This window comes from Rhodoferax sp., from assembly GCF_039922535.1.
Lineage (GTDB): Bacteria > Pseudomonadota > Gammaproteobacteria > Burkholderiales > Burkholderiaceae_C > Rhodoferax_B.
On the sequence record NZ_JBDTEM010000251.1, the window covers coordinates 1 to 11,950 of the forward strand.

General features: G+C 60.4%; 11 protein-coding genes and 1 pseudogene. 4 read left to right on the forward strand and 8 right to left on the reverse strand.

Annotated elements, in window-relative coordinates; all coding sequences use genetic code 11:
- The 3 genes from ABI213_RS11625 to ABI213_RS11635 form a co-directional block, all read left to right on the forward strand.
- Nucleotides 1-1,588 (forward strand): ribonucleoside-diphosphate reductase subunit alpha (locus tag ABI213_RS11625; protein ID WP_348027207.1); only part of this gene is annotated, 1,588 nt, incomplete at its 5' end.
- A gap of 133 nt (nucleotides 1,589-1,721) precedes the next feature.
- Nucleotides 1,722-2,933, forward strand: coding sequence for a ribonucleotide-diphosphate reductase subunit beta (locus ABI213_RS11630; protein ID WP_348004931.1), 1,212 nt, complete (start codon nucleotides 1,722-1,724; stop codon nucleotides 2,931-2,933).
- 174 nt (nucleotides 2,934-3,107) lie between these two features.
- Nucleotides 3,108-3,752 (forward strand): histone, encoded by a 645-nt coding sequence (locus ABI213_RS11635; RefSeq protein ID WP_348004932.1) that lies wholly within the window; start codon nucleotides 3,108-3,110, stop codon nucleotides 3,750-3,752.
- 66 nt (nucleotides 3,753-3,818) lie between these two features.
- Here ABI213_RS11635 and ABI213_RS11640 read toward each other — a convergent pair whose 3' ends face one another.
- The 6 genes from ABI213_RS11640 to ABI213_RS11665 all read right to left on the reverse strand — a co-directional run bounded on the left by ABI213_RS11640 (nucleotide 3,819) and on the right by ABI213_RS11665 (nucleotide 8,810).
- Nucleotides 3,819-4,808: a DUF3426 domain-containing protein gene (locus ABI213_RS11640; protein ID WP_348004933.1), complete on the reverse strand. Its 990-nt coding sequence runs from the start codon at nucleotides 4,806-4,808 to the stop codon at nucleotides 3,819-3,821.
- A 40-nt stretch (nucleotides 4,809-4,848) separates the two neighbouring features.
- A complete protein-coding gene (gene prmA, locus ABI213_RS11645; protein ID WP_348004934.1) occupies nucleotides 4,849-5,733 on the reverse strand; it encodes a 50S ribosomal protein L11 methyltransferase in 885 nt (294 codons plus the stop codon).
- Complete coding sequence (gene accC / locus ABI213_RS11650; RefSeq protein WP_348004935.1) at nucleotides 5,734-7,083, reverse strand: acetyl-CoA carboxylase biotin carboxylase subunit; 1,350 nt, start codon at nucleotides 7,081-7,083, stop codon at nucleotides 5,734-5,736.
- Between the two features lie 21 nt (nucleotides 7,084-7,104).
- The gene (accB, locus tag ABI213_RS11655) at nucleotides 7,105-7,554 is read right to left on the reverse strand and encodes an acetyl-CoA carboxylase biotin carboxyl carrier protein (RefSeq protein WP_348004936.1); all 450 of its coding nucleotides are present in this window, start codon (nucleotides 7,552-7,554) and stop codon (nucleotides 7,105-7,107) included.
- Nucleotides 7,555-7,692: 138 nt separating this feature from the next.
- Complete coding sequence (locus tag ABI213_RS11660; protein WP_348004941.1) at nucleotides 7,693-8,220, reverse strand: TlpA disulfide reductase family protein; 528 nt, start codon at nucleotides 8,218-8,220, stop codon at nucleotides 7,693-7,695.
- Nucleotides 8,220-8,810, reverse strand: a complete 591-nt coding sequence (locus ABI213_RS11665; RefSeq protein WP_348027209.1) for a hypothetical protein — start codon at nucleotides 8,808-8,810, stop codon at nucleotides 8,220-8,222. Before ABI213_RS11665 ends, ABI213_RS11660 begins: the two co-directional genes overlap by 1 nt.
- A gap of 63 nt (nucleotides 8,811-8,873) precedes the next feature.
- Here ABI213_RS11665 and mpl point away from each other — a divergent pair, with 63 nt between their 5' ends.
- Nucleotides 8,874-10,244, forward strand: a complete 1,371-nt coding sequence (gene mpl, locus ABI213_RS11670) for a UDP-N-acetylmuramate:L-alanyl-gamma-D-glutamyl-meso-diaminopimelate ligase (protein WP_348004938.1) — start codon at nucleotides 8,874-8,876, stop codon at nucleotides 10,242-10,244.
- A 77-nt stretch (nucleotides 10,245-10,321) separates the two neighbouring features.
- Here mpl and ABI213_RS11675 read toward each other — a convergent pair whose 3' ends face one another.
- Together ABI213_RS11675 and ABI213_RS11680 are read right to left on the reverse strand one after the other, a co-directional pair.
- Nucleotides 10,322-11,224 carry a hypothetical protein gene (locus ABI213_RS11675; RefSeq protein ID WP_348004939.1) on the reverse strand — a complete coding sequence of 301 codons (903 nt, stop codon included), beginning with the start codon at nucleotides 11,222-11,224 and terminating at the stop codon, nucleotides 10,322-10,324.
- 66 nt (nucleotides 11,225-11,290) lie between these two features.
- Nucleotides 11,291-11,797, reverse strand: a pseudogene (locus tag ABI213_RS11680) (3-deoxy-7-phosphoheptulonate synthase); the annotation flags it as partial.
- Between the last annotated feature and the right edge of the window lie 153 nt (nucleotides 11,798-11,950).

Genomic DNA, 11,950 nt, shown 5'->3' on the forward strand with positions numbered 1-11,950 from the left:
CTGCACCTACCTAGAAACCTGGCATTTGGATATCGAAGAGTTCCTGGAGCTGCGCAAGAACACCGGCGACGACCGCCGCCGCACCCACGACATGAATACCGCCAACTGGGTGCCGGATCTGTTCATGCGCCGTGTCATGGAAGGCGGTAGCTGGACCCTGTTCTCGCCCAACAACGTACCCGATCTGCACGACAAATTTGGCGCTGAATTCGAGACCGCCTACGTCGCCTACGAAGCCCGGGCCCAGCGCGGTGAAATCATGCCTTCGCGCACCCTGCCCGCGAGCGACCTGTGGCGCAAGATGCTGACCATGCTGTTTGAAACCGGCCACCCTTGGATCACGTTCAAGGATGCCTGCAATGTGCGCAGCCCCCAGCAACATGCCGGTGTAGTGCACTCCAGCAACCTGTGCACCGAGATCACGCTGAACACCAGCGACACCGAAACCGCCGTCTGCAACCTGGGCTCGGTAAACCTGCTGCAACACATCAAGGACGGTGCACTCGACCACGCCAAGCTGCAAAAAACGATCACCACGGCCATGCGCATGCTGGACAACGTGATCGACATCAACTACTACGCTGTCACCAAGGCCCGCAACTCCAACATGCTGCACCGCCCGGTCGGCCTGGGCTTGATGGGCTTCCAGGACAGTCTGTATGCGCTGCGCATCCCCTACGCTAGCGAGGCCGCCGTAGCCTTTGCCGACACCTCCATGGAAGCCATCTGCTACTTCGCTTATTGGGCCTCCAGCGAACTGGCCAAAGAGCGTGGCCAGTACTCCAGCTACAAAGGTTCGCTATGGGACCAGGGCATCCTGCCGCTGGACACCCTGGACTTGCTGGCCAAGGCCCGTGGTGGCTACGTGGATGTGGACCGCTCCGCCACTCTGGACTGGAGCAGCTTGCGCCAGAAAATCCAGGCCGACGGCATGCGCAACTCCAACTGCGTCGCCATTGCGCCCACCGCCACCATCTCCAACATCATTGGCGTGGATGCGTCCATCGAACCTTGCTTCGGCAACCTGTCGGTGAAGTCCAATTTGTCGGGTGAGTTCACCGTCATCAACAGCTACCTGGTGCACGACTTGAAGCGCCTGGGCCTGTGGGACAACGTGATGCTGATGGACCTGAAGCACTTTGACGGTTCATTGCAATCCATCGACCGCGTGCCGCATGAAATCAAGGCGCTGTACCGCACTGCCTTTGAAGTCGAAACTACTTGGTTGGTGGAAGCCGCGTCGCGCCGTCAGAAGTGGATTGACCAGGCCCAGTCGCTGAACATCTACATGGCAGGTGCTTCGGGCAAGAAGCTCGACGACACCTACAAGCTGGCCTGGACGCGTGGCCTGAAAACAACCTACTACCTGCGCACCCGCAGCGCTACCCACGTCGAGAAATCAACCGTAGCTGCAGGTCGCATGAACGCCGTATCTTCGGGCCAGGCACCTAGCCAAGCCATGAGTGCCATCGACACCGCCGCCGTGGCCGCGCGCCAGCAAATGAACGCCGATGCCCTCAGCGCCAATCCCGCGACCGACATCAAGTTTTGCGCAATTGACGACCCTGGCTGCGAAGCCTGCCAGTAAGCCCGCCAAGGCATCGTAAAAAGCTTATTTTTACGATGTGATTGAGCAACAAACCCTCTGAAAATAGCGGCATTGGAAATGAATACTTTTCATTTTCCGGTGCTGCTCTCATAATCCTAGCATTGGAAAATCTATGTTGACCTGGGACGAAGACGTCAAGCCCTCACCGCCATCTGTAGCGCCTCTCGGCTTACCCACCGGCCGCGTGGAAGCCCACGCTGTTTTTTCGGCTGACACGCCCTCCGCAACACCTTCGGCAAGCCCATTTGTCGCCCCCTCGGCCATGGACACCGCCACCGCCCACGTCGCCGTGCAAGCCACGGCAGCACGCCGCGTCAACGCCGCCGACAAACGCATCATCAACGGCCAGACCGATGTCAACCAGTTGGTGCCGTTCAAGTACAAATGGGCCTGGGAAAAGTACCTAGCATCCTGCGCCAACCACTGGATGCCCCAAGAGGTCAACATGACCCGCGACATCGCCTTATGGAAAGACCCGAATGGTCTGACCGAAGACGAGCGCCGCATCGTCAAGCGCAACCTCGGCTTCTTTGTAACCGCCGACTCGCTGGCCGCCAACAACATCGTGCTGGGCACCTACCGCCACATCACAGCCCCGGAGTGCCGCCAGTTCCTGCTGCGCCAGGCGTTTGAAGAAGCCATTCACACCCACGCCTACCAGTACATCGTAGAGTCGCTGGGTCTGGACGAGAGCGAGATATTCAACGCCTACAACGAAGTCGCATCGATCCGCAACAAAGACCAGTTCCTGATCCCCTTCATCGAAGCGATCATGGACCCCAACTTTCACACCGGCACGACCGAGACCGACCAGACCCTGCTCAAGTCGCTGATCGTGTTTGCCTGCCTGATGGAAGGCCTGTTCTTCTACGTCGGCTTCACGCAGATCCTGGCACTGGGCCGCCAAAACAAGATGACCGGTGCCGCCGAGCAGTACCAGTACATCCTGCGCGACGAATCCATGCACTGCAACTTTGGCATCGACCTGATCAACCAGCTCAAGCTGGAAAATCCACATCTGTGGACGGCGGAATTCAAAGTCGAGATCAAAGACCTGTTCGTGCGCGCGGTAGAACTGGAATACCAATATGCCGAGGACACCATGCCACGTGGCGTGCTGGGGATGAACGCCTCCATGTTCAAGGGCTATCTGCGCTACATCGCCAATCGCCGCGCTACCCAGATTGGCCTAGAAGCCTGCTTCCCGCATGAAGAGAATCCGTTCCCGTGGATGAGCGAAATGATTGACCTGAAGAAAGAGCGCAATTTCTTTGAAACCCGCGTGATTGAGTACCAATCAGGCGGTGCACTTTCTTGGGATTGAATGCCCTCACGTCCATGCTTTTAAATACCGCGCAAACCCCAGCCCGCACACCCGTGTCAGCCCGTTTTTGCGCTCCCGAGTCCATGGTGCTGGGCATCCGCCCAACACCATGCATCGCTCTATGCCTAACAATCGGTATAAAGTGCTCTTTGTAAACAGATCAAGGAGAAAATAATGGCAACTGCAAAAAAACCGGCCGCAAAAAAGGCCACCCCCGCAAAGACGGCAACCCCTTCCAAGGTCGTCGCTGCAAAAAAAGTAGCTCCCGCTAAAACCGCCGCCAAACCGGTCGCCGTAAAGGTAGCCGCTGTGAAGGCAGCGCCAGCCAAGGCAGCACCCGCAAAGAAGGCAGCCGCTCCCGCTAAAAAGGCAGCTCCCGCTAAGAAAGTGGTCGCAGTCAAAGCCGCGCCTGTCAAAACGGCCTCTGTGAAAGCGGCACCGGTCAAAGCCGTTGCAACCAAAGCTGCGACCGCGAAGAAAGCGGCTCCAGCAAAGAAAGTTGCCGTCGCTAAGGCGGTTGTAGCCAAAGCAACTCCGGCCAAGGCCGCACCAGCCAAGAAAGCTACCGCACCGGCACCCAAAGCAGCTACAAAAGCTGCCGCGCCTGCCAAGAAGGCCACCGCAGCCAAGAAGGTAGCGGTAGTCGCCAAGGCGGAACCCAAGAAAACGGCAGCGAAAGCTGCCGCCCCTAAAGCTGCTGCCAAGAAGGCCAGCAAAGCACCTGCAGCCAAACCTGCCTCTGCCCCAGCAGCCGCATCGGCACAAACGACCCTGAATCCGCAAGCAGCCTGGCCATTCCCTACGGCTAACAAGCCCTGATCGGATAAGTCTGGTCCGTATCAGGCTCGGTATCGCAAGGTACCGAGCCTTTTTTTATGCCCGTTTTCAGGGATAAAAGGCCAGCAGCCGGTAGCCGACGATGCGTCCCTTGTTCGGGTTGTCAATGACCCGCAGATCGACCGTGCTCGCCCACTCGCGTCCGGCAAACAGCACCCGGGATGCCGCGCCCAATTCGGTCGGCGTAAGCACCCGCCGAAACACCGCCTGCTCGTCGATATCGGTCAACACAAACTCAATGGCAGGCATTGCCAGATCGAGTTTTGTCGGGTTCTTGAGTACCAAGTTCAAACGGTAAGCATCCTCGTTTTGCAGGGCACTCAGGGTGGAGCTGTCGATGACGATGGCTTCGATTTGCCGCAAAGCCTGCACCGTACACCCGATATGCGCACAAACGGCTTGCAACAACGGTTTTGTATCGGGCCAAGTCGCAGCAATGCTGTCACGCCCATAGACAACGCTTTGCAGTCCCAAGCCCACCAGCAGCAGCCCGGCCGCAGCCCCCCACAGCCCCCGCAACACCGGGCGCGGCACCAGGGCCTGGGCGGACGGTTCACGGGAAAAGGAATAGCCCGCAGCATCTTCCGCAAAATGGGGCTCAGTTTCCAGAACGGGCGCACTGTCCGAGGTGTCTTCGGCGATGGGAATGGACAGCGTTTCGGCCAGCTCGACGGTCTCGGATTCAGCGAATAGCGCCGTCTCAGGCTCCGGATTCAAGTACACGATCGGCTCGGGAATCTCCTGTACCGGATCGGGCAGGCTGACGGGCGCGGAAGGGGGCTCTGTAGGAGCCATGGCAACAGGCTCGGGCATCCATTCCGGCACAAATGTCGGGGGGGGTGGCTCAGACGGCTCGTCAGGCAAAGGGGCCAGCGGCTGGGCACCTTGCTGCTCTGCATCGCTTTGCTGCAGATCACCAGAAGCATCGAATACCTCGGCACAATGGCCGCAGCGCACCCAGCCTTCGGAGATACGAAGCTGGTCAGGAACTACTTTGAACAGTGTTCCGCATACCGGGCAGCGCGTAATCAAGGCCATGGTCTACGGCTTTCGTGCACGGGCCTACAAAGGCAGCGGTCTAAAACCGGGCGGTCATCAGGATCCAGCCGTCTTCACTGTCCGACACTTCGAGAGCGGCATACGGGGCGTAAGCAGCTTTCAATTCGTCGGTCTGACGTTCCAGAATCCCGGCCAACACCAAAGCCCCACCGTGAGCCACATGGGCGCACAGCAATGGAGCCAGCACCTTCAGCGGCGTAGCCAGAATATTGGCTAACACTGTGCCGTACGCACCTTGCGCCTGGTCCGGCAAACCGGCCTTGAGCTGTACATGGTTGGCGTGGGCGTTGAGCACGGTGGACTGCACCGCCGCATCGTCAATATCCACCGCATCGATGTCGGTTGCGCCGAACTTGGCCGCACCAATCGCCAAAATGCCCGAGCCACAGCCGTAATCCAGGACCCGCACTAAAGCGCCCGCATCCTGCCGGGCAATCCAGCGCAGGCACATACGGGTGGTGGGGTGGGTGCCGGTGCCAAAGGCCAGCCCTGGGTCGAGACGGATTACCCGTGTCGCCTGGGCAGGCGGCTCGTGCCAGGTCGGCACAATCCAGAACTCTGGTGTGATGTCCACCGGGGCGAACTGCGACTGCGTCAGGCGTACCCAATCTTGCTCTGGCACCGTAACAATCGCCAGCAGATCACAACCTGCAAAAAAATCTTGCACCGCCAGTACATCGGCGGCATCGCGCGCCAGTGCTTCGGTGGCAAACAGCGCCTGGATGCGCGAACGCTGCCAGCCGTCTTTGGGCGGTGGCATGCCAGGCTCGCCAAACAGGGCTTGCTCGGCATCGGTCTGCGCGTCCGCGTCTTCCACGCTTACGCTGAGGGCATCCAGGGCATCCAGCGCGTCGCTGAGCACCTCGACCCGGTCTTGCGGGCACATCAAACTGATTTCAAACATCTAGCGCTTGTGCTGTGAGAGCCACTCTTCCAGGTAATGGATATTGGTACCGCCCGCCATAAACTTGGCATCGACCATCAATTCGCGGTGCAGCGGGATGTTGGTGTTAATGCCTTCGATCACGGTTTCCAGCAAAGCCGTACGCATGCGCGCCATGGCCTGCTCGCGCGTGTCGCCGTGCACAATGATCTTGCCGACCATGGAGTCATAGTTCGGTGGCACGTAATAATTGGTGTAGACATGCGAATCCACGCGCACGCCAGGACCACCGGGTGGATGCCACATGGTGATACGGCCAGGCGATGGCGTAAATTTATACGGGTCTTCGGCGTTGACGCGGCATTCGATGGCATGGCCGTGGATGCTGATCTGGCGTTGGGTGAAGGGCAGTTTTTCACCGGCCGCCACCATGATCTGGGTCCGCACAATGTCCACACCGGTAATCAGCTCGGTCACAGGATGCTCAACCTGCACGCGGGTGTTCATTTCAATGAAATAAAACTCCCCGTTCTCGTACAGAAATTCAAACGTACCCGCACCCCGGTAGCCAATTTTCTTACAGGCCGCCGCGCAGCGCTCGCCAATGCGCTCAATCAGTTTGCGGGGAATGCCAGGCGCAGGCGCTTCTTCCAGCACCTTTTGGTGGCGACGCTGCATGGAGCAGTCACGCTCGCCCAAATACACCACGTTGCGAAACTTGTCGGCAAGGATCTGGATTTCGATGTGGCGGGGGTTCTGGAGGTATTTCTCCATGTACACCGCACCATTGCTGAATGCGGCCAGGGCCTCGGCCTTGGTCATTTGCACTGCATTAATCAGGGCTGCCTCGGTATGGACCACACGCATGCCGCGACCGCCACCGCCGCCGGCCGCCTTGATGATCACCGGATAGCCCACCGCCTTGGCCGTGCGCTTGATCACCACCGGGTCGTCCGATAGTTCGCCTTCGGAGCCAGGCACGCAGGGCACACCGGCTTTGATCATGGCTTGCTTGGCCGACACTTTATCGCCCATCATGCGGATGTTTTCAGGCGTAGGCCCGATGAACTGGAAACCGCTTTTTTCCACGCGCTCGGCAAAATCGGCGTTTTCGCTCAGAAAACCGTAACCGGGATGGATCGCTTCGGCATCGGTTACTTCGGCAGCCGAAATCAGCGCGGGCATATTCAGGTAGCTCAAGGCCGAAGCCGCAGGTCCGATGCACACGGCTTCATCGGCCAGCTTGACGTACTTGGCATCCCGGTCTGCCTCGGAATACACCATGACGGCCTTGATGCCCATTTCACGGCAAGCCCGCTGGATGCGAAGGGCGATCTCCCCCCGATTTGCAATCAATATTTTTTTAAACATGCGCCACCAAACTCTGTAGGTTTACTCAATCACGTACAAAGGCTGGCCGTATTCGACGGCTTGGCCGTTTTCGCACAGCATTTGCACCACGGTGCCCGCTTTGTCGGCTTCAATTTCGTTCAGTATCTTCATCGCTTCGATGATGCAGATGGTGTCGCCTTCTTTAACCTGGCTGCCCACCTCTACAAAGGATTTGGCGCCCGGGCTGGACGAACGGTAAAAAGTACCCACCATTGGCGACTTCACCACATGGCCTGCCGGGGCCGCTGGTGCAGCAGGAACCACGTCCACCGCCTGGGGAGCCGCGGCCATCACCGGCGCAGCCACCATGGTGGGTTGGGCCGCTTGGTAGACCATCGCACCGCCACCCTTGACGATACGGACCTTGCCCTCGGCTTCGGTAATTTCTAGTTCTGACACGTTGGAATCAGACACCAAGTCGATCAACGTTTTGAGTTTGCGCAAATCCATAAAACCTCCAGCCACGATGTACGAAAAGGGGTGGAATCTACCCCAATTTCACACAACGATCGTTTATTTCTTTTATTTACAGTGGACAGGCTACCGTAAAAAGCAGCCCACATAGTGGTCAAACTGCCACCGAATGCCCTATTTCAATCCAACCCACACCTGTAAATCAGCAGGGCTAACCCTGCCCATTTTACGATGAAGCACTGTCCCGGAAGACCCCAGCACCACCGTAAAGGGCAAGCCACCGGCCAGATTGCCCAGGGACCGCCCCAGCTCCGTGCCCCCCAAACCGGCCATGCCAATAGGATAGGCTACCGGCGTTTTTTGTAAAAACGTGCGCACCGAGCTGGGCTGGTCCACCGCCAGCCCTACAACTTGCCAACCATTGGCCGCATTTTCTTGAAAGAAGCGGTTGATCATCGGCATTTCCTCCACGCACGGCGGGCACCAAGTGGCCCAGAAGTTCAACAGCAACGGGCGGCCGCGCAAAGACTGCATGGCCAGTGGCCCGGCACTGGGGGTGTCAAAACGGAGCCCCCACAACGCCTCTTCCACACCCGATAACATGGGAGCATGCTGGTACTTCCACCAGGCCACGCCTGCACCTGCCAGCCCGGCCGCTGCTGCAACCCCACCCATCAGCCTTCGCCGTGAAGATGCCGCCATCATGCAGCGCCCTCCGCCAGCAAACGACGCACGGCAGTGGTGTCCCCCCGGGGCGCGCGGCCTTTGGAGTCGGGCTTCAGGGCCCCGCGCAAGTCGTCCAGGTCGTACACCATCAAATGCACGCCCACCGTTTCGCCCAGCTCGGAGCTCAGGCTGGCAAAGCTCAATGCTTCGACCGGCTCGCCACGAAACCCGGTGACAGTAGCCGGGGTATAGGGCACGCGGTGATCGATCAGCGCAATCTCCGCAGATTTAGAGTCGTCACAAAACAGCTGGATCGCCACATCCGACAAGCGCGTCGCCGTGCCCTGCCACACCGCGCCGCACAAATGCGGCCGAAAAACCGCCATGCGCTCCATCCAGGTCAGGGCCAATTGGCGCAGGGCGCGCAACTCGGCAGGCTGGGTGTCGCCACAAAACAGCGCAATATAGGCCCGCACCGCGTCTTCCACGGTGTCGTTGCCGGGCAACGCGGCGCGGCCTGCACCCAGATGTGCGGCGGCGCGGCGCTTGGCCGGGCCGTATTCCAGGCCTTCTTCCACCACCATGCGGGCGGCGGTCTCGGCAATCTCAAGAGTCAATGCATCCATGCCCGTGATTCTGCCCTTTTTGCCAATCCGGGTGGCCAGCAAGGCCACCCCTAAAATCCCCGCATGCACATTCATATTTTGGGTATTTGCGGCACCTTCATGGGAGGTTTGGCCGCTTTGGCGCGGGAGGCTGGGCACCGGGTCACGGGCTGCGACGCAGGGGTCTACCCCCCCATGAGCGACCAGTTGCGGGCGCTGGACATCGGGCTGATCGAAGGCTTCTCGGCCGACCAGTTGGCGCTGGAGCCCGACATGTTTGTGGTGGGCAACGTGGTGTCGCGCGCCCGCACGGCCGACGGCAGCCCCAAGTTTCCGCTGATGGAAGCTATTCTGGACGCGGGCCTTCCCTACACCAGCGGCCCACAGTGGCTGGCCGAGCACGTACTGCAAGGCCGCCATGTGCTGGCGGTGGCCGGTACGCACGGCAAAACCACCACCACCGGCATGCTGGCCTGGATTTTGGAGCACGCCGGGCTGCAACCGGGCTTTCTGGTGGGCGGCGTGCCGCTGAATTTCGGGGTGTCGGCCCGTTTGGGCGCGGGCAAGACCTTTGTGATCGAGGCCGACGAATACGACACAGCCTTCTTCGACAAGCGCAGCAAGTTTGTACATTACCGCCCGCGCACGGCGGTGCTGAACAACCTGGAATTCGACCACGCCGATATTTTTGACGACCTGCCCGCCATCGAGCGCCAGTTCCACCACCTGCTGCGCACCGTGCCCAGCACCGGCCGGGTGGTGACCAACGGACTGGAGGAAAGCCTGGCGCGGGTGCTGCACCAGGGCTGCTGGAGCGAGGTGCGCAGCTTTGGCGCGGCGGTGAGCGACTTCACCGCCCAGGGCGAACCGCACCACTTCGAGGTCTTGCAACGCGGCAAGCCCGTGGCCACGGTGGAATGGGCGCTGGGCGGCGTGCACAACCAGCTCAATGCGCTGGCCGCCATCGCGGCCGCCGACCACGTGGGCGTGCCTGCCGACGTGGCGGCGCGGGCGCTGGGTGCGTTCCAGAACGTAAAGCGCCGCATGGAAGTCATCGGCAGCGTGCGCGGCATCACCGTGTACGACGACTTTGCCCACCACCCCACCGCCATCCGCACCACGGTAGACGGCTTGCGCCGCCGCATCGCGCCGGGCCAACGCATCCTGGCGGTGTTTGAGCCGCGCAGCAACACCATGAAACTGGGCGCAATGAAGGCGCAATTACCGTGGAGCCTGGAAGATGCCGACCTGGCGTTTTGCCACAGCGGCGGCCTGGGCTGGGATGCCCACAGCGCCCTGGAACCCATGGGTGCGCGGGCCCAGGTGGCCGACACGGTGGATGCGCTGGTGGCCCAGGTGGTGGCAGCCGCCCAGCCGGGCGACCATATCTTGTGCATGAGCAATGGCGGCTTTGGTGGCATCCATGCCAAGCTGTTAGCAGCACTACAAAATTAATAGCTGCTAGCGCAGGTAGATCCTGCGCCAAAGGCACTTTTTACTTAAATTTCAAGTCAAGGTGCTAAACCGAAATGCTATGGGTCCTGGTTAGCCGAGAACAACCAGTGCCCTTCGCCCGTGGCGGTAGACACCGCGCCATCGAAGTACAGGCTGCCCAGGTCGCGCAGCAATTGCTCTGGGTTGACACCGCTCTGCAGCAGTTGCTCTAGGCTGGTGGGGCCGATTTCCAGAGCGCGCAATACCGTGCGCAGGGAGTCCTTGAGCCAGGCCTCGGGCACCTGGGGCGGGCGCAGCAGGCGGATGGCATCGGTTTGATACGCTGCAGGCAGCAGGTCGGCGGCCGAGTGCTGGGCAAACTGCCACATGGCGGCCCGCAAACTGACTTGCTTGAACCGGGGCGGCAGTGCGTCGGGGCTGGCCGCACACGGGTCCCACACCGCCTGCTCCAACTGCACCGGGCTGGCATCTACCAGATAGTCGATACGCCGCCTGGGAATATCCACCACCGCCAGCAAAACCGTCTGGTGCGTCAGCCCATAGACCGCCTGCGGCAAGCTGCCGACCCGCTGGTGCAACAAAGCCCCCAAAAAATACTGTGCCCGCAAAGGCTGCAGCCAGGCCTCAAACTTTTTCAGCACCATGCGCACCGAGCGCTCGGACTCGGGCTCAAAAGTGGTCAAGGGTTCAATTTCCGGTACCGCCAGCGGGGTCGTGAAGGCCAGCGGCCGGTCCACCTGGTCCAGCCTGAGCAGCAACTCCGGCTCGGCGCTGCGGCTATCGGGCACGGTCAGGGTACCGTCGTCGTGCAGCCGGGCGGCCGCGCCGCTAATGCACCAGGCATCGGCTTCGGAAAACTTGGCTATCCGCCAGGCGGGCAAACTGGTCGGCTGACTGGGCAAAACAGCGACCAAAGCGGCGCGCTGCGGCGGCGACAGACCCGCCAAACCCAGCCAGAAAATAGGTCGATCCAGTGCCATGCTGCCGCTCCGTTCACAAAACCGACGTACCCGTTCTGCCATGGAAGCGGGTACGTCCATTGCGCATCAGCTTACCCGACGGGCCTGGACTGCGGCAGACAAAATTTCCAAAGTCTGCAGGGATTGGTCCCAGCCCAGGCAGGCATCGGTGATGCTCTGGCCGTAGGCCAGCGACTTCTGGTCGGTCTTGCCGGGGGTGAATTTTTGGGCCCCTTCGACCAGGTGGCTCTCCACCATCAGGCCGAACACCTGGCGCGAACCACCGGCCACCTGCCCAGCAATATCGCGGGCCACCTCGATTTGCTTTTCATGCTGCTTGCTGCTGTTGGCATGGCTGCAATCAACCATCAGGGTGGCAGGCATTTTGGCGGCACTGAGTTCAACGCAGGCCGCGGCCACGCTCGCGGCATCGTAGTTAGGGGCCTTGCCGCCGCGCAGAATGACGTGGCAGTCCTTGTTGCCGTTGGTTTGCACGATGGCGACCTGGCCGTTTTTGTGGACCGACAAGAAATGGTGGCCGCGCGCAGCCGCCTGGATCGCGTCGGTGGCGATGCGGGTGTTGCCGTCGGTGCCTGTAGCAAATCCTCCTGCAGTTGGGGCAGGTTGATTTTGGTTCGGTCACCCCCGCTGAAGCCCTCTAGATGCACCGGCATCTCTTCTCCCTCGAGACTGGGCGACAGACCCACGAAGGCCACAACCACATCTGCTTTTTTGGCAACCTCGATC